This is a genomic window from Methylobacterium sp. 77, from assembly GCF_000372825.1.
Classification (GTDB): Bacteria; Pseudomonadota; Alphaproteobacteria; order Rhizobiales; family Beijerinckiaceae; genus Methylobacterium.
This window is the reverse complement of record NZ_KB910516.1, coordinates 3,094,121-3,110,618: the sequence shown is the minus strand read 5'-3', so window position 1 is coordinate 3,110,618 and position 16,498 is coordinate 3,094,121. Positions and strand designations below refer to the sequence as shown.

Sequence of the window (16,498 nt, the reverse complement as noted above, 5' to 3'; positions counted from 1 at the left end):
GGATGCGCGACGACGCGCTTCTAGCGCAGGGATCTCGCATCGCGAAGCGCTCCGAGCCGGTCGAACCCGGAAAAATCGAGCCCCGCGGAAGGGGGCGGTCGGAGGAGGCGGGTTACCGGAGCGATGTAACCGTTTGTTAACGCTGTCCTGTGATCGTGTGTGACATCGCACAGGACCATCTTCCGATGCTCAACGCGGATCCCCTCGTCGCCCGGCCGGTGCTCACCGGCCTTCAGGTTCTCGCAGCCGCCCTGGGCCGGATCGGGAAGGACGCCGTCTCTCCCGTCGATGTCTGGCGAAAGCTGACCGAGAATTACGTCGTCGATCTCGATGCCGTCGCCAGCATCCTGCCTCGCGCCGAGCCCGAGCCGGTCTGGCTCACGTCCCGCATCGAGGACCGCCTCGTCATCGGCGCCTCGCGGATCGCACCCTCGCCGCTCCGCCGCTGAAGCCCGAAGCTCATCAAGAAACGAGCCTGGCATACGTCATGCTAGGTCAAGTCCAACGAGATACAGTGGGGAACGCTCAGGCAATAATCACGCGGCCGCTCGACGCCTGAGCAACACCGCGGACCTTTTCGTCGCACCGAAAATGGGGTCCGTCATGTCCGAACTGTTAGCCGTTGCCCTGGTTTGCTCAAGCGTCCTCGCGACGCAGGATTGCTCCCGCACCACGGCCCTCGACGTCATCGTGTCTCCGGCGAACACGCCGATGGAATGCATGGTCCATGGCCAGAGCATGGCCGCCTCGACCTGGGTCGACGACGGCGAGAAGCGGTACGTCAAGGTGACCTGCGAGCGGCGCCACGCCGATTTCCGCGGCCTGCGCCGGGCCGGCTACGCCGCCGCCATCGTGCTCGTCCCGCGCCACGCGATCTGACCGATCCCGTCCCCCGCACGCCGAGTGGAAACGAGGCTTGCCCGCGCCACGGCTTTCGTCCGCCGGATCTCGATTAGACTGACCGAGGAGGCAGGCTCATCGTGACCGAGTAGACGGCCTCAGGCTTCGAGCCGGAGCGTCTCGCCCCGTTCGAGACGGCCTCCGCCCAGCACCTCCGCGTAGACGCCGCAATCGGTATGGCCGAGATGCGTCGAGAGGGTTCGCGGGATCGCGAGGTCGCGGATGCCGGTCGCCGGGTCGACATTGGTCGCCGCGCACCGCTCCGTCCGCTTGGAAATCCGCAGGCGTACGCCGCCCGCCGAGGTGACCACGCGCCCAACGAGATCGAGTTCGGCGAAGGCGGCGAGCCCGCTGAGGTGGAGGTTGGCGCGAAAGCGCAGCGCGTCGACGGGCGCTCCCACCATGTCCTCGGTCGCCGCGATGCTGGCGAGGTTGAGGAGCGAGACGAAGCCGCGCGCCGAATCGGTGAAGCGGAAGCCGTCGGGTGCTGCGAGCAGCTTTGGCGGCCCGCGCAGGGCATCCGCGAATTCCGTGCGGAAGAACGCCTCCACCGCCTCCCGCCCGTCCTGATGCGACAGGTCCGCCGCGACGGCGACGTGGTTCCCCTGGCTGATCGTGAGCACGGATGTCTCCGCGTCGTAGCGGGTATCGAGGCGGGCCAGGGCCTCGTTGCGCATCAGCATCAGGAACTTGATCTTCGGCTGGTGCTTCGGCGTGGCCGGATCGAACCCGGACGGCCCGTTCTCGATGGCGAAGAGCCGGTCGCCCGGAAAGTAGGCTCCGGCCTGGAGCGTCGCCGCGTCCAGGCGCTCGGGCGAGAGCCCCTTCACGGGATAGCGATGGAGCGCCTCCAGGCGCAGTTCGGGGGGACTTATCTGGGCAGCACTCATGGCCTCAGCCTCGCCCGAAGCCGCATCCGCACGCAAGTCCGTGATCGGGTCTTGTGGTGCTCATTTGCAACACTACATCGTGAGGCATCGGCGGCCGTCACGGCGCCGATGTTCCCCGGACCGTCCGGTCGGGGAGCGACGTCTCGACGGGGCCGCGCCGCTTGGCGGGCGGTGGATCGTCGGCACGGGGAGAGGAACGACATGAATTTCGAGATCTACACCGAACGCGCCCGTGGCTTCGTCCAGGCCGCGCAATCCTTGGCCCTTCGCGAAGGCCATCCGCAATTGCAGCCGGGCCACCTGCTCAAGGTGTTGCTCGACGATCCCGAGGGCCTCTGCGCCGGTCTCATCGACCGTGCCGGCGGACAGTCGCGCGTGGCCCTGGCGCAGACCGAGCAATGGCTGGCGAAGCAGCCGAAGGTCTCCGGCAATTCCGCGCAGCCGCAGGCGACGCGCGAACTCGTGCGCCTGTTCGACACCGCCGAGAAGGCCGCCCAGAAGGCCGGCGATTCCTACGTCACCGTGGAGCGCCTGCTGCTGGCCCTCGCCGTGGAGAAGGACACCGAGGCGGGCCGGGCGCTGACGGCGGCCGGCGTCACCGCCGCATCGCTGAATGCCGCGATCAACGCCCTCCGCAAGGGCCGCACCGCCGACAACGCCACGGCCGAGAACGCCTATGACGCCTTGAAGAAATACGCCCGCGACCTCACCGAGGCCGCCCGCGAGGGCAAGCTCGACCCGGTCATCGGCCGCGACGAGGAGATCCGCCGCACCATCCAGGTCCTGTCCCGCCGCACCAAGAACAACCCGGTCCTCATCGGCGAGCCGGGCGTCGGCAAGACCGCGATCGTCGAAGGCCTCGCCCTTCGCATCGTCGACGGCGACGTGCCCGAGAGCCTGAAGGACAAGAGCCTGCTCGCCCTCGACATGGGCGCCCTGATCGCGGGAGCCAAGTACCGTGGCGAGTTCGAGGAGCGGCTGAAGGGCGTGCTGTCCGAGGTCACCGCGGCGGCCGGCGGCATCATCCTGTTCATCGACGAGATGCACACCCTCGTCGGCGCGGGCAAGGCGGATGGGGCGATGGACGCCTCGAACCTGCTCAAGCCCGCCCTGGCGCGCGGCGAGCTTCATTGCGTCGGCGCGACCACGCTCGACGAGTATCGCAAGCACGTGGAGAAGGATGCGGCGCTGGCCCGTCGCTTCCAGCCCGTCTTCGTGTCCGAACCCACCGTCGAGGACACGGTCTCGATCCTGCGCGGCATCAAGGAAAAGTACGAGCAGCATCACGGCGTGCGCATCCAGGATGCGGCCCTGGTGGCGGCGGCGACCCTGTCGAACCGCTACATCACCGACCGCTTCCTGCCGGACAAGGCCATCGACCTGATGGACGAGGCCGGCTCGCGCCTGCGCATGCAGGTGGATTCGAAGCCCGAGGAGCTCGACAACATCGACCGCGAGGTGGTGCGCCGCAAGATCGAGGGCGAGGCGCTGAAGAAGGAGACCGATTCCGCCTCCCGCGACCGCCTGGTGCGGCTGCAGCGCGAACTGGCCGATCTCGAAGAGCAATCGGCCACCATCACCAGCCGCTGGAAGGCGGAGAAGGACAAGCTGGGAGCCGCCGCCGAGCTCAAGAAAAAGCTCGACGAGGCCCGGACCGAACTCGCCAACGCCCAGCGCCAGGGCCAGTATCAGCGCGCCGGCGAACTCGCCTACGGCGTGATCCCCGGTTTCGAGAAGCGTCTCGCCGAGATCGAGGCGGCGGCGGAATCCGCCGTCAGCCGAGACGGCATGGTCGAGGAGGCGGTGACGCCGGCCCATATCGCGGGCGTCGTCTCGCGCTGGACCGGCGTGCCCGTGGACAAGATGCTGGAGGGCGAACGCGAGAAGCTCCTCGGCATGGAGGACGAGCTAGGCAAGCGCGTCATCGGCCAGCGCGAGGCGGTGGAGGCGGTGGCCACCGCCGTGCGGCGTGCCCGCGCTGGCCTGCAGGATCCGAACCGGCCGATCGGCTCGTTCATGTTCCTCGGGCCGACGGGTGTCGGCAAGACCGAGCTGACCAAGGCGCTCGCCGGCTTCCTGTTCGACGACGACACCGCCTTGGTGCGGATCGACATGTCGGAATACATGGAGAAGCATTCGGTCGCCCGGCTCATCGGCGCGCCTCCCGGCTATGTCGGCTACGAGGAGGGCGGTTCGCTCACCGAGGCGGTGCGGCGCCGGCCGTATCAGGTCGTGCTGTTCGACGAGATCGAGAAGGCGCATCCGGACGTGTTCAACGTCCTGCTGCAGGTTCTCGACGACGGCCGCCTTACCGACGGGCAGGGGCGGACGGTGGATTTCCGCAACACGCTCCTGATCATGACCTCCAATCTCGGGTCGGAATATCTGGTGGCGCAGACGGAAGGGCAGGAGACGGACGAGGTCCGCGACGAGGTGATGGGCGTGGTGCGCCAGCATTTCCGGCCGGAATTCCTCAACCGGATCGACGAGATCATCCTGTTCCACCGTCTCCGCCGGTCGGAGATGGGGGCGATCGTCGACATCCAGCTCGGGCGGCTCCAGACCCTCCTCGACGAGCGCAAGATCGCCCTCGAGGTTGAGACGGACGCTCGCGACTGGCTCGCCGACAAGGGCTACGACCCGGCCTACGGCGCGCGCCCGCTCAAGCGCGTGATCCAGAAGGCGGTGCAGGACCGGCTGGCCGAGCAGCTGCTCGCGGGCCGCATCCATGACGGCGAGGCGGTGCAGGTCCGGCTCGGCCCGTCCGGCCTGATGATCGGCGACGATCCCGGCGTGCCGGAGCGCCGCCCGACGAGCGCCACCCTCAACTGAGGCGGGGCATTCCCACGGCTCCCGAAGGGTTCGCCCCATCGGGAGCCCACGGACCCGTCACGCCGCTTCGTGGCCGGGCCCGATGGTCGAATCCGGGCGGATGGTGGGCGTGTAGCGGGGCCGTGTCCGACCCTTCACCGAGAGAATGAAGGGTTTTGTAATCGGTCCTCCACCGTCAAGGCGTGCCGTGCGACTGCACTTTTCTAAAAAAATTACGCACCGGGTGGAAAATCGTCAGTCCGCGTCGGAAGAAATGACTTACGCAAGCGGATGCAGGTTCGTTGCCGTCATCGTGGACAGTCGGATGGCTGTCCTGGCGCCTTGGCAAAGTCGCTTCCGAAGCGGATGGTCTGCGGTGCTCGACATCAGGACCGGTCCATCGCCCGCTAAAGCCTTCACGCACGCCAGTTTGCAGGCGCGGTTCGGCGATCCCCGTCAAACAATCGGCCGCCGTGCGGGGCCAATTCGCTCTCTGCCAAAGCGATCACGGGATCCGGCTGACCGGCCCCGAAAAGCGCTCGAAACGCGGTATCGAAGCGATCCCCGAGTGTTTGGTCGTTCTTCGCAAGCAGCCGCGGCAGCCACTTTCCTACGCCGCTCCACTGGCCTCGGCCCCGTAACGCCAGCTCGGCCATCTTGGGATAGAGCATGATGCCGATGGCCTGACGCTCGGGCGCGTTCCGTTCCCCTCGCAGATCATCCACTGCATCCGTGATCTCGTACCGAAACACATCCAGCTCGGCCTGCGTCAACGCCGGTGGGCCAGCTCTCAACCTTATTGAGACGGAGTCCCGGAGCGTTTCGGCCCGATTGAGGGCTCTACCGATGGCATGACCTTCGGCGATCATGTTGAGGATCGAGGGACGGCCCCGCGCTGCGTCATCGTTGATGAACCAAGCCAGCGTACCGGGATCGTGAACGAAGGCTTCCACCGGGACGCCATTGAAGGTGAAGGACTCGCGGCGCGCGGCCTCCAGAGCCTCGAAGACGATGACGAGATCGATGTCGGACAGGTTCGTGCCCTCGCCTCGCATGATCGACCCGGCGACAAAGGCGAAGCAGGCGCCTGGATATCGCTCGCGTAGTATGGTTCCAGCGATCGTCAGGGCTTCAGAAGGCGAGGGGCACGGGGGAACGCTCATGCCCTGGTTTATGTCCGCTTTCGAGCAGGCGACAATATCCCTGGAGCGGCCGCAGGGGGGTGAGAGTCAACATTCTAAGGTCGCGCTGGGCGCGCGCTCGGCGGTTGAGCCACTGCACACTTTCCACGATCCGCGACGCGGGGAAGGCTGGCGACGGCCCGATTGCCCGATCTGGGAAGTCACTCGTCGGCTTTCACATCGATGCGCATCTCATCTGAAAAAACGGTTCAACCTTGGAGCCAGCGATATGCAAATTCTAATCATTCCAATGATGCCCGCAATAAATCCTCCAATTAATGAGATCAATGCTGTCAAAACACGGCTGATGGGCCAGTTTTTTCCATAATGGACATCGTGCGGGACCAATAAGTCGTAGACGGACATAGAAAGCACGAACGCGGCGACGGCGCAGATGAAGGTGCCCGCCATGACGACGGCTCCGCCGGTGACGCTTATCAAGGCAGCGACTCCGAACTTGAGCCAGAGCAAGGATTTCACTCCCTCTTTCCTGCTTCGCCGGCTGTGATGACGGCAATCCTAACCCTCTCCACCGCCCAGGAGCGTGTCCCGACCGAGCGATATCGACCACGCGGTGGCGTCGGCGGAGGATCGTGTCTCTGGCCTACGATCATGAGCGCGGGTCAGCGGCCGGAGCCGCGCATCGCCATCTTCAGCCGTCCCTCGAGCAGGGTCCAGCGCGCCGAGATGCTGGACGACACGCAGGCGCCGTAGGTCTGGCCGACGAAGAACCCGCTCTCGGACCGGCTTCGGCAATCGAGGACCGGGGGAAGCGCCAGGATGAGCAGGACGAGTCCGAGGACCATCGCGATGCTGGCCAGGATGCCGAGCAGCCATGCCGATTGGGAGCCGAACGCCTTTTCATCCTCACCCACGCGACCGTCGGACCTCCCGTCGGTGAGATCGCGGGCGATGACCTCCACCTTGCGGCGGTGATCGCGGATGGAGTCCAGGGTGGATTTGCTCGCTGGCCGGGTCACACGTGGTTCTCTCCAAGGGGAGTGACCAATAGGTAGACCGGCAGGATTGAAGGAACATTGAAGGAGAGACGACCCTCCGCCCTTGTCCGGTGAAAAGCGGGATGGCCGGGCTTGAGCATGCGCCGCGTTTGGGCAACATGCGCTGCGCCGGCTTGGTCGACCAGGCCGGACAGGGGCGGGATTTCAGATGTCGGCACTCCATCCAGACCCCCGCGATTCTGATCCCGGCAAGCCGGGTTCCGGCCACCCGGCGGGTACGACGGAGAGCGATGGGGCGCTTTCGCGGCTCGGCATCCGCTTCACCGTCTGGGCCGAGCGCTGGTTTCCCGACGCCTTCATCTTCGTCGCCATCGCCGTGGTCATCGTCGCCCTGGGCGCGCTGGCCAACGGCGCCCCCGCTTTGGTGGTGGCCAAAAGCTTCGGCGACGGCTTCTGGAGCCTGATCCCCTTCACCATGCAGATGGCCTTCGTCACCATCGGCGGCTACGTCGTGGCGACGGCGCCCCCGGTGCAGCGCCTGATCGACCGGCTCGCCCTCGTGCCCAAGACCGGCCGGGGCGCCGTCGGGTTCGTGGCGGCGGCGACCATGCTGTCGTCCTTCCTGAGCTGGGGCCTCAGCCTGATCTTCGGCGGCCTCCTCGCCCGCGCCCTGGCCCGCCGCACCGAATTGCGGATGGATTACCGGGCGGCCGGAGCGGCGGCCTATCTCGGCCTCGGCGCCACCTGGGCCATGGGTCTCAGCTCGTCGGCCGCCCAGCTGCAGGCGAACCCCAAGAGCCTGCCGCCGAGCCTGCTGCCGATCACCGGCGTGATCCCGTTCAGCGAGACGATCTTCCTGTGGCAGTCGATGCTGATCGCGGCGATCCTGTTCGTGATCTCGATCGTCATCGCCTATGTCTCGGCGCCGAAGCCCGGCACGGCCGTGACCGCCGACGACCTCGGCCTCGACGTCTCGCGCGACACGCCCGACGAGTCCCGTCCGAAACAGCCCTCGGAATGGCTGGAGCATTCGCCGATCCTGACCCTGCTCCTCGTCGTCATCGCCGGCGGCTGGCTCTACCAGGAATTCGCACGCCAATCCTGGATCACGGCGATCTCCAACCTCAACACCTACAACCTGCTGTTCCTCAGCCTCGGCCTGCTGCTGCATTGGCGCCCGAGGAACTTCCTCGCCTCGGTGGCGAAGGCGGTGCCCGCCACCGCCGGCGTGCTGATCCAGTTCCCGCTCTACGCGGCGATCAGCGCGATGCTGACGAGCGCCAAGAACGCGGGCGGCACCTCGGTCTCGGACGTGATCACCCACGCTTTCGTGGCGCTGAACACCACGGGCAGCTTCCCGATCTCCATGGGCGTCTACTCGGCGGTGCTCGGGTTCTTCGTGCCGTCGGGCGGCGGCAAGTGGCTGCTGGAAGCCCCCTACGTCATGCAGGCGGCCAACGAGCTGCAGGTCCATCTCGGCTGGGCGGTGATGATCTACAACGCCGCGGAGGCGCTGCCGAACCTGATCAACCCGTTCTGGATGCTGCCGCTCCTCGGTATCCTCGGCCTCAAGGCTCGCGACATCGTCGGCTTCAGCTTCCTGCAGCTCATCGTCCACTTGCCGGTGGTGCTGTTCCTGCTTTGGGCGCTCGCCTTCACCCTGACCTATCACCCGCCGGTGATGCCGTAGGCTTGTCGCGCGTCCTTCCGGAGAGAGCGAATCCCATGCGTTTCATGATCCTTCCGGTCCTGTCGACATTCCTGCTCTGGAGTCTTCCCGCCTTGGCCCAGGACCGAATGCCGGACATCCCGCAGGATCGTCTGAGCGATGCCCAGAAGAAGGCGTCCGAGGACTTCCTGGCTGCCCGCAAGGTGCCGGTTTTCGGACCGTTCGTGCCCTTGCTGCGCAGCCCGGAACTGATGACCAACGCGAGCAACATGGGCCTGCACCTGCGCTATCGCAGCGTGCTTCCCCTCCGTCTCAGCGAATTCATCATCCTGATCACGGCGCGGGAATGGACGCAGCAGCTCGAATGGCACATCCATCAGCCGATCGCGCTGAAGGCCGGCCTCGATCCGGCGGTCGTTTCGTCGATCCAGGAAGGTCGCCGTCCGGACGCGATGGGGAACGAGGAAGCGCTGGTCTACGCGTTCTCGACCGAGCTTCACCGCAACAAGGCCGTGAGTGACACGACCTACCGCCGCGCGGTCGAGGCCTTCGGCGAGCAGGGTGCCATCGAGATGGCGGGGATCAACGGCTACTACACGCTGCTCGCCATGAGCATGAACATGGCGCAGACGGCTCTGCCGGAAGGTACGACCCCGCCATTGCCGCCACTGATCAGGTGACGCGCCGGCACGGGGTGAGTCATTACCCCGGCGTTCGCCGGTCGCCTTGGTCCAGTCGCACGGCGACGTCTCCGATCGCCACGACGAAGGCCGGAATCATGACGAAGGCCACCCGCGACATCGTCGGTGTCAGCTTCCTGCAGCTCATCGGCCACTTGCCGATGGTGCCGTAACACCAAGTCTCCCCGAGCTCGACCCAAAGGTCGGGCTCGACGAGGTCGGGTATAGGGTGAGTGAAATCCTGTTGAGAAGATCGGCCCGATTTCCGTGGGACCTGCAATTGACGGGTTAAGCTGCGGCCAATAGACAGTCCCGATTAGTCGCCAAAGGCGGGACATAAGACGATGGCCGGCACGTATATTACCCCGGGCGGCGACTATTCATCGTCGCTTTCGAGCGTGACGATGGGCGGGGATTATTTCTCCAGCGATGCTTCCATCGACATCCACGTCGATTTCCGATCGGGCGTTCTGGCGATCGGAAATGAAAACGATACGGACGGCCAGGATCTAACCTTCAACTTCGGCACTCTACTGCGCACGACAGGTGGTTTGTTTCTGAATTACGCCGATAGAACCGGCTCGACCACGCTGGTGGGCGGCAATTTCGGCGATGTCCTCCATGGCGGCTCGGGCGACGACATCCTCGAAGGCGGTGCCGGGGCGGATCGCCTCGATGGCGGCGGCGGCGACAACACGGCCAGCTACGAGCATTCCGCAGCCGGCGTGAGGGTGAGCCTCGCCTCGGGCGTTAGTACGGGTGGCGATGCCCAGGGCGATACCCTGACCCATATCGGCAATCTCCTCGGCAGCGGCGGAGCCGACATCCTCGCGGGGAATGCCGGAGACAACCTCCTGGCAGGAGGCGCCGGAAACGACACCCTGCGCGGCGCGGGCGGTCATGACATTCTGCTCGGCGGTGCCGGCGACGACCGGTTGGTCATGACCGGGGCCGGAGCGAGCCTCGACGGCGGAATCGGCAAGGACACGCTGTTCGTCCAGGGATCGGACTATACCGAGTTCGACGATCGGTCCTTTGCCCGCATCGAGAAGGTCTATGTCGGCGATACCTCGACCGTGAACTTCTCGGACGTCACCACGGGGACCATCATCATCTCGCGCGCCGGGGATGACGGCGGCGTCGGCCTGATCGGGTCGCGGGGCAACGACACGATCGTCGGGGGCAGGGGCGCCAACTTTCTCTATGGCGGAGCCGGCGACGACGTCATCAGAGGAGCCAAAGACAGCGGCTTCTCCATATTGGCCGGAGAGGGCGGCGACGACATCATCAAGGCTGGACCCGACCTGTCGCTGATCGTCGGCGGCACCGGCAACGACCGGCTCTATGGCGGCGCCGGACCCAACCTGTTCGTGTTCGAGGACGGTTTCGGGGCGGACGACATCTACAAGTTCAAGATCGGAACCGACAGTCTCGACGTCTCTCTACTCGTCCAGAGCTTCGATGACGTCATCTACCATCAGATCGCCGGGACGAAGGATACTCTGGTGATGTTCGCCGGCATCGATCCTGCGAACGCCATCACGCTTCACAACGTCAATGCGTCAAGGCTGAGCGAAAGCGACTTCAACTTCGTCCCTCCGAACGGTCCCTTTCCCCTGGACCACGTCACATTCCTCGACGCCTTCGTCGTGTGAGCGCCGGATAGGCGGCGCGAAACCCGGCCGATCGCGATCGCGATTGCGATCACCGAGCTCCCTGCGTCGAGCGATCGTAAGAGCCGTGGAACAGCCTGTCGTTTGTCCTAGTCAATCCTCTGACGGCTGACTGTGCTGCAGGCCCTGTTTCGCGGGTCTTGAAAGAATGGTCGAGGCGATGCGTCTGAGATCCTGGCCGGGGAGATGAATGGAGTGTCGTCGACTCCACATGAAGCTCATCTCGTAAAGGCAAGTGCAGATGACCCGCAGGTCTTGGAATATCCAGATGCGTGACGCCGGGTCGCCGTTCCAGATAGTAAAGGATCGATAATGGTCGTCGTTTATGCGTAAGCCCGGCGGAACATCGGTGTACTGCTCCCATCGATAGCCATCGTATCTGTCGACGATCGATTGACCCAGAAGCGTGGCAAGATCGAACTGCACGTTCTCCGAGCGCCAATGTCCTTTCCATTCCGGCTCATGCGTCAGATGGGCTGCGCCGGTCTCACTGACTTTGAGAAAAGCGCCGTACTGCCAAAGCCACCGGTCCAGGTTCGGGATGCCCAGGGCGGTCTCATTGATGTCGACCCGGAACGAGCGGAGGAATGTCCGCAGATTTTGGCTTCGGTCGCCTTTGGTATCGAGAAAATGTCGAAAATTCGCTTCGGCTTGCTCGTCGGTGAGTGTCGGCGGAAATCCTCGAAACGGTGGCGAATAGACTGGATAATCGGCGATGGACGAACGAAACCGTCTTTTCGACAGCCAGAATCGGACATGCGTCATCGGCTCCGGCTTGGCGGCGGAAGGGGTCAGATAGAAGTCGGAGACTTCTCGCGGCGCGCCCTCGATCTCAGCGACGAATTCGTCGGTGACCTCGACTTGGCGATCCACGACGTCGCCATGCGTCGCGGTCGAGATCAGGGGGAAGTCATAGCCGTCATCCGCGAGAACGAGCCGGAAGTTCAACGATGGAAAGTTCCGTGACAGATGCCCGATCAGAGGATGAACCGTCACGCTCTTTGTCGTCAGCCTGATCGTGATCTCGGTCGCGTTCTCGTAAACGAGACCGAAGGACAGGACGAGACACTCCATGTCCTCCGCGCTGCCACCCCAATTGGCGGTCTGCCATTCCTGACGCGACCAGTGGGCGGTGAGTTCATAGGCTGCGAGAGCCGCTCGACCTATCTCGAGAGCGCCCGGATCGTTCTCCCATAGCCACGCCTTCAGCCCGCCGTGAGTCGTCAGACCCAAAGATCGAGCGTCCTCGCTCTCGAGTATGCTCGCCGAGGTCAGTCCGAGTTCCGCCCTATCCGGTGACGATCGCGCGCGGCCCGTCAGCGCCTCGACTCCCACATCGACGTCACAGCCGAGGCGACCGATCGTATTCCCTTCCGGGAGGCATACCGGTGTGGGAGCAATTCGCTCGAAAGCAATGCCGATTGGAACATCGTCACTGCCGATGTCGATACATCGGGCGACAAAATGCAGAAGAGTACTTTTAGATCCAGAAATCGATAGTTTCTGTTCGAAGTATACGCCCATCCCGTCATCTCCGAATAGGGCCTATCATCAATCATCGGAGATATGTCAGATCGATGTGTCCGACCCTAGAGGCGGGCCTCGACGCACGCGAAATCGTGATGCTTCTCGGGCCCGGCTGCTATCGCTTCGCTATAGGCAATGGCGTGCCGCGACATGGACATTCGCCGCCGAGCGATCCCGAAGGATCGACGATCGAGTAGCAAAAACCAGCATGGGCGGCTTGCCCGACCCGGCCGCGCCGCTGCCGGTTTCAAACGCTCGAAGGCGACGTCCGCCCTCGTCGGGCCGTATCGTTGTCCGCGCGGAGTTGGTCGAAGGTGGTGACGAAGGCTCAGACAGCCGGGTTCGCGGACGACCGAGCGATCTTCCGGTCACTCCTGCCGGAGCGTGATCGTTCGCCCGCAAGCGTCAGCCGCGCCGCACCGGAACGAGAGCCGCGATCGCCGCTACCAGCCACCCGCCCATCAGCAGGAACCCGCCGCTCGGTGCGGCCATCGGGAAGAGCGGCGTGCCGTGTAGCGCGCGCAGGGCCAGGTCGCCGCAGAACAGCGCGAGTCCGAGGACGAGCGCGGAGGCCGCGATGCGGGTGGTGAGGCGGTGCGTCGTTCCAGTGGCGATGAGCGCCACCAGGGCGAGGATCGCGGGGGCATGGAAGAGCAGGAACTGCGCGGCCGTCTTCAGGCTGTCGGCGCCCTGGATGTGGGCGGCGGCGGCGCTGGCGGCGACGCCGAGCAGGCCCGCGAGGGCGCCGAGCGACAGCAGGATGCGATCGGGCAGGCCGAGGCTCATGCGCCGCGCTCGGCCAGGAGCCGGGCCACGCTGGCGCGCAGTTCCGGCACGCCGCGGTCGTCGCGGCTCGACGTGATCAGGATTTCCGGATAGGCCGCCGGGCGCTTGGCGATGGCCGCGCGGATGCCGGCGATGCGGGCCTCGACCTCGGCCTTCTTCAGGGCGTCGCCCTTGGTCAGCACGATCTGATAGCTCACGGCCGCCTTGTCGAGCCCGTCGAGCACGTCGGTGTCGATGCTCTTCAGGCCGTGGCGCGAATCGATCAGCATGAAGACGCGGGCGAGGTTGGCGCGGCCCTTCAGGTAATCGTGGATCAGGTCGGTCCAGGCCTCGACCTTGGTCTTCTCCACCGCCGCGTAGCCGTAGCCCGGCATGTCCACCAGGGTCAGGCGGCCACCGATATCGAAGAAGTTGAGCTGCTGGGTCCGCCCCGGCGTGTGCGAGGTCCGGGCCAGGGTGTTGCGGCCGGTCAGGGCGTTGACGAGGCTCGACTTGCCGACGTTGGAGCGCCCGGCAAACGCGATCTCGACGCCCTTCATCGGCGGCAGGGCGGCCACGTTGGGCGCGGAGGACAGGAAGTCGGCGACGCCCGCGAACAGCAGCCGGCCGGATTCGAGAAGGGCCGCGTCGGCCTCGGCTTGGGACATGGTGCGGCTCCGGAAGGCGAAGGTCTGTAGGGGTACCCGACCGGAACACCTCATCCTGAGGCGCTTCGCAAAGCGAAGGCCTCGATGGAGCCCTCCAGGGCTCGGGGAGCGGACTGGAGAGTTCCTTCGAGGCCGCTCGCGGCACCTCAGGATGAGGGCTTCGGTCTGGATCGTCCGAAGGACAGGATCAGCGCGCGCTGGTCAACTCCCTCGGACCGGCTCTCGCCGGTCAGCTCTTGCCGGTCAGCTCTTGGCGACCGCGCCCTTGCCGGCTGGCTTCTTCTTGAACATCCCCGAGATGTTGTCCCACAACTCCACCTTCACGCCGTTGCGGCGCATGATGACGTATTGCTGGATCACCGAGAGGGTGTTGTTCCAGGCCCAGTAGATCACCAGACCGGCCGGGAACGAGCCGAGCATGAATGTGAACACGATCGGCATGAAGGTGAAGATCTGCGCCTGGACCGGGTCCGGCGGCGCGGGGTTCATCTTCATCTGGATGAACATCGTGATGCCCATCACGATCGGCCAGATGCCGAGATGGATGAAGTCCGGGGCGGCGAAGGGCAGCAGGCCGAACAGGTTGAGGATGTTGGTCGGATCGGGTGCCGCCAGATCCTGGATCCAGCCGAAGAACGGCGCGTGCCGCATCTCGATGGTGATGAACAGGACCTTGTAGAGCGCGAAGAAGACCGGGATCTGGATCAGCACCGGCCAGCAGCCGGCGACCGGGTTGATCTTCTCCTTCTTGTACAGCTCCATCATCGCCTGTTGCTGCTTCATCTTGTCGTCGCCGTAGCGCTCGCGGATCGAGGCCATCTCCGGCTGCACGGCCTTCATCTTGGCCATGGACTGGTACGACTTGTTGGCGATCGGCAGGAACAGCAGCTTGAGGCAGAAGGTCACCACCAGGATCGACACGCCGAAATTGCCGAACAGGTGGAAGAAGAAGTCCAGAGCCCGGAACATCGGCTTGGTGATGAAGTGGAACCAGCCCCAGTCGATCATCAGATCGAACTGCTTGATGCCGAGATCCTTCTGGTAGTTGTTGATCGCGTTGACTTCCTTGGCGCCGGCGAAGAGCTGCTGGGTCGACGTCACGGTGGCGCCCGGATCGACGCTGCGGCCGTCGCCGCGCACGCTGGCCTGGTAGACCTTGGTCGCGCCGTCGGTGCGCTCGGTGAAGCTGCCGGTATAGGAGGTCGCCTGGTCCGGGATGGTGGCCGCGGCCCAGTACTTGTCGGTGATGCCGACGAAGCCGCCGGTCACGTTCGCCCAGGCCTTGCCCTTGGTGCCGGCATTGCCGAGCGCCGGCTCCTTGGCGACGTGGTCGTAGGTGTATTCCTGCAGGCCGTCGGCGCCGAGGACGCCGATCATGCCCTCGTGCAGCACGTAATAGCCCTGCGTCGTCGGCTTGCCCCAGCGCGAGACCAGCCCGTAGGGGTAGAGCATGACCGCGGCCGAGCCCTTGTTCTCGACCTCGTCGCGGATCGTGAACATGAACTTGTCGTCGACGGCGACGATCCGGCGGAACAGCAGGCCGGCGCCGTTATCATAGCTGAGGGTCAGGGGCTTGGCCGGCGTCAGCACGGTCCCGTCGGCGGTCCAGACGGTGTCGCCGGTGGGGAGCGGACCGGAATTCTGGCCGACCCAGCCGAACTCGGCATAATACGGGTTGGCGCTGCCCGTGGGCGAGAGCAGCACGATGCGCGGGCTCGAGTCGCTGACGGTCTCATGGTAGTTTTTCAGCGACACGTCGTCGACCCGGCCGCCCTTGAGGGCGATCGAGCCGGCGAGAGCCGGGGTATCGATGGCGACGCGCGGCGAGCGGGCGAGCGCCGCCTCACGGCTCTCCACCGTCACGGTCGCGTTCGGCAGGGTGCCCGGCACGGGCGCCGAGGGACCGCCTTCCGCCGGGCTCGCCGAGGGAGCGCCGGTCGGGTTGGCGGCCTCGGTCGCCGCCTTGTTCTGAAGCGTCGCCTGACGCTGCTGCTCCACGCGGGGAGCGGCGATAAAGTAGTTCCACCCGAGCAGGACCGCCAGTGACAAGGCGATCGCGACGATCATGTTCGTCTTGTCATTACCCATCGAGAGATCCGTCGCGTGTGTTCGAAGGAGGGGAGGGGCTGAAGGCTCCGCTCGCGGCGCGAGGCACGGGCGGCGCCTCGTGCTGCGCGGGTGCTTCGGCCGCATGGGGGGACGATTGGGAGTCGGACGATTTGTACGTGCGTGCGGACGCGGACGCCTTCCCGGCGTCGGCCGTATTGCCGCGGCCCTTTCCGCGACCCGGGCGGTTCTGGCCGCCGGGCCTGCCGTCGCGGGGTTTGCCGTCGCCCGGCTTGATCACGGCGCCGATGGAGCGGCGCAGATCCGTGACGAGCGTCTCGAACGGCGCATGCAGGGCGGGGCGGCGCGCGACGAGGACGACATCCGCCGCCGCCGCCGGCAGGTCCGCCGAGGCGCGCTGCACAGCATCGCGCAGCCGCCGGCGAATGCGGTTGCGCTCCGTGGCGTGACCGACCCGCTTGGTGATCGTGAAACCGATGCGCAGACCCTCGATCGCCGCCTCATCCGTCGACGCAGGCACAGAAATGCCGGCCGCGTTGCGCAGCCGACCCTGGGCACTCATGTGCTCGGTATGAAAACGGCGCCCGCCCGCTGCTGCGAGAAAGTCCGGTCGCCGCTTCAGCCGTCCGATCGTCGACACTGCCGGTTCGATCCTGCGGCCAAGGGGCGAGGTCATCGGTTGAGCGGGGCTCGGCGTGAGCGAGACTC

15 protein-coding genes are annotated in these 16,498 nt (G+C 65.5%); 6 read left to right on the top strand and 9 right to left on the bottom strand.

What is annotated here, in order from left to right; genetic code table 11:
- The first annotated feature begins 185 nt into the window (after positions 1–185).
- Together A3OK_RS0114715 and A3OK_RS0114710 are read left to right on the top strand one after the other, a co-directional pair.
- A complete protein-coding gene (locus A3OK_RS0114715; RefSeq protein ID WP_036302876.1) occupies positions 186–449 on the top strand; it encodes a hypothetical protein in 264 nt (87 codons plus the stop codon).
- 154 nt (positions 450–603) lie between these two features.
- A complete protein-coding gene (locus A3OK_RS0114710) occupies positions 604–879 on the top strand; it encodes a hypothetical protein (RefSeq protein WP_019905649.1) in 276 nt (91 codons plus the stop codon).
- Positions 880–998: 119 nt separating this feature from the next.
- On the opposite strand, the gene A3OK_RS0114705 is transcribed toward A3OK_RS0114710, so the two are convergent.
- Positions 999–1,790 carry an MOSC N-terminal beta barrel domain-containing protein gene (locus tag A3OK_RS0114705; protein WP_026597287.1) on the bottom strand — a complete coding sequence of 264 codons (792 nt, stop codon included), beginning with the start codon at positions 1,788–1,790 and terminating at the stop codon, positions 999–1,001.
- Between the two features lie 201 nt (positions 1,791–1,991).
- Here A3OK_RS0114705 and clpB point away from each other — a divergent pair, with 201 nt between their 5' ends.
- Positions 1,992–4,622 (top strand): ATP-dependent chaperone ClpB, encoded by a 2,631-nt coding sequence (gene clpB, locus A3OK_RS0114700; RefSeq protein ID WP_019905647.1) that lies wholly within the window; start codon positions 1,992–1,994, stop codon positions 4,620–4,622.
- 395 nt (positions 4,623–5,017) lie between these two features.
- On the opposite strand, the gene A3OK_RS0114695 is transcribed toward clpB, so the two are convergent.
- The 3 genes from A3OK_RS0114695 to A3OK_RS0114685 all read right to left on the bottom strand — a co-directional run bounded on the left by A3OK_RS0114695 (position 5,018) and on the right by A3OK_RS0114685 (position 6,762).
- Entirely contained in the window at positions 5,018–5,764 is a 747-nt protein-coding gene (locus A3OK_RS0114695; RefSeq protein WP_026597286.1) for a nucleotidyltransferase domain-containing protein, read from the bottom strand.
- Between the two features lie 210 nt (positions 5,765–5,974).
- Positions 5,975–6,262: a hypothetical protein gene (locus A3OK_RS0114690; RefSeq protein ID WP_019905645.1), complete on the bottom strand. Its 288-nt coding sequence runs from the start codon at positions 6,260–6,262 to the stop codon at positions 5,975–5,977.
- A gap of 143 nt (positions 6,263–6,405) precedes the next feature.
- A complete protein-coding gene (locus tag A3OK_RS0114685; RefSeq protein ID WP_019905644.1) occupies positions 6,406–6,762 on the bottom strand; it encodes a hypothetical protein in 357 nt (118 codons plus the stop codon).
- Between the two features lie 187 nt (positions 6,763–6,949).
- On the opposite strand from A3OK_RS0114685, the gene A3OK_RS0114680 reads away from it, so the two are divergent.
- The 3 genes from A3OK_RS0114680 to A3OK_RS22780 all read left to right on the top strand — a co-directional run bounded on the left by A3OK_RS0114680 (position 6,950) and on the right by A3OK_RS22780 (position 10,745).
- On the top strand, positions 6,950–8,431 hold the full coding sequence (locus A3OK_RS0114680) for a TIGR00366 family protein (RefSeq protein WP_019905643.1): 1,482 nt from the start codon (positions 6,950–6,952) through the stop codon (positions 8,429–8,431).
- 35 nt (positions 8,432–8,466) lie between these two features.
- The gene (locus tag A3OK_RS0114675) at positions 8,467–9,090 is read left to right on the top strand and encodes a hypothetical protein (protein WP_019905642.1); all 624 of its coding nucleotides are present in this window, start codon (positions 8,467–8,469) and stop codon (positions 9,088–9,090) included.
- Positions 9,091–9,434: 344 nt separating this feature from the next.
- Positions 9,435–10,745, top strand: coding sequence for a calcium-binding protein (locus A3OK_RS22780; protein ID WP_155912027.1), 1,311 nt, complete (start codon positions 9,435–9,437; stop codon positions 10,743–10,745).
- A 111-nt stretch (positions 10,746–10,856) separates the two neighbouring features.
- Here the strand turns inward: A3OK_RS22780 and A3OK_RS0114660 are convergent, their stop codons facing one another.
- The 5 genes from A3OK_RS0114660 to rnpA all read right to left on the bottom strand — a co-directional run bounded on the left by A3OK_RS0114660 (position 10,857) and on the right by rnpA (position 16,466).
- Positions 10,857–12,287: a hypothetical protein gene (locus tag A3OK_RS0114660; RefSeq protein ID WP_155912026.1), complete on the bottom strand. Its 1,431-nt coding sequence runs from the start codon at positions 12,285–12,287 to the stop codon at positions 10,857–10,859.
- Positions 12,288–12,695: 408 nt separating this feature from the next.
- Positions 12,696–13,076, bottom strand: coding sequence for a DUF423 domain-containing protein (locus A3OK_RS0114650; protein WP_019905637.1), 381 nt, complete (start codon positions 13,074–13,076; stop codon positions 12,696–12,698).
- Positions 13,073–13,723 carry a ribosome biogenesis GTP-binding protein YihA/YsxC gene (yihA, locus tag A3OK_RS0114645; RefSeq protein ID WP_019905636.1) on the bottom strand — a complete coding sequence of 217 codons (651 nt, stop codon included), beginning with the start codon at positions 13,721–13,723 and terminating at the stop codon, positions 13,073–13,075. The genes A3OK_RS0114650 and yihA overlap by 4 nt, the downstream gene beginning before the upstream one ends.
- A 243-nt stretch (positions 13,724–13,966) precedes the next feature.
- Complete coding sequence (yidC, locus tag A3OK_RS0114640) at positions 13,967–15,811, bottom strand: membrane protein insertase YidC (protein WP_019905635.1); 1,845 nt, start codon at positions 15,809–15,811, stop codon at positions 13,967–13,969.
- Positions 15,804–16,466 carry a ribonuclease P protein component gene (gene rnpA, locus A3OK_RS22775; RefSeq protein ID WP_019905634.1) on the bottom strand — a complete coding sequence of 221 codons (663 nt, stop codon included), beginning with the start codon at positions 16,464–16,466 and terminating at the stop codon, positions 15,804–15,806. Before rnpA ends, yidC begins: the two co-directional genes overlap by 8 nt.
- Positions 16,467–16,498 lie beyond the last annotated feature (32 nt).

Coding starts and splice junctions, on each gene's coding strand:
- A3OK_RS0114715 (WP_036302876.1), top strand. CDS start 186: ATGCTCAACGCGGATCCCCTCGTCGCCCGGCCGGTGCTCACCGGCCTT.
- A3OK_RS0114710 (WP_019905649.1), top strand. CDS start 604: ATGTCCGAACTGTTAGCCGTTGCCCTGGTTTGCTCAAGCGTCCTCGCG.
- A3OK_RS0114705 (WP_026597287.1), bottom strand. CDS start 1,790: ATGAGTGCTGCCCAGATAAGTCCCCCCGAACTGCGCCTGGAGGCGCTC.
- clpB (WP_019905647.1), top strand. CDS start 1,992: ATGAATTTCGAGATCTACACCGAACGCGCCCGTGGCTTCGTCCAGGCC.
- A3OK_RS0114695 (WP_026597286.1), bottom strand. CDS start 5,764: ATGAGCGTTCCCCCGTGCCCCTCGCCTTCTGAAGCCCTGACGATCGCT.
- A3OK_RS0114680 (WP_019905643.1), top strand. CDS start 6,950: ATGTCGGCACTCCATCCAGACCCCCGCGATTCTGATCCCGGCAAGCCG.
- A3OK_RS0114675 (WP_019905642.1), top strand. CDS start 8,467: ATGCGTTTCATGATCCTTCCGGTCCTGTCGACATTCCTGCTCTGGAGT.
- A3OK_RS22780 (WP_155912027.1), top strand. CDS start 9,435: ATGGCCGGCACGTATATTACCCCGGGCGGCGACTATTCATCGTCGCTT.
- A3OK_RS0114660 (WP_155912026.1), bottom strand. CDS start 12,287: ATGGGCGTATACTTCGAACAGAAACTATCGATTTCTGGATCTAAAAGT.
- A3OK_RS0114650 (WP_019905637.1), bottom strand. CDS start 13,076: ATGAGCCTCGGCCTGCCCGATCGCATCCTGCTGTCGCTCGGCGCCCTC.
- yihA (WP_019905636.1), bottom strand. CDS start 13,723: ATGTCCCAAGCCGAGGCCGACGCGGCCCTTCTCGAATCCGGCCGGCTG.
- yidC (WP_019905635.1), bottom strand. CDS start 15,811: ATGGGTAATGACAAGACGAACATGATCGTCGCGATCGCCTTGTCACTG.
- rnpA (WP_019905634.1), bottom strand. CDS start 16,466: ATGACCTCGCCCCTTGGCCGCAGGATCGAACCGGCAGTGTCGACGATC.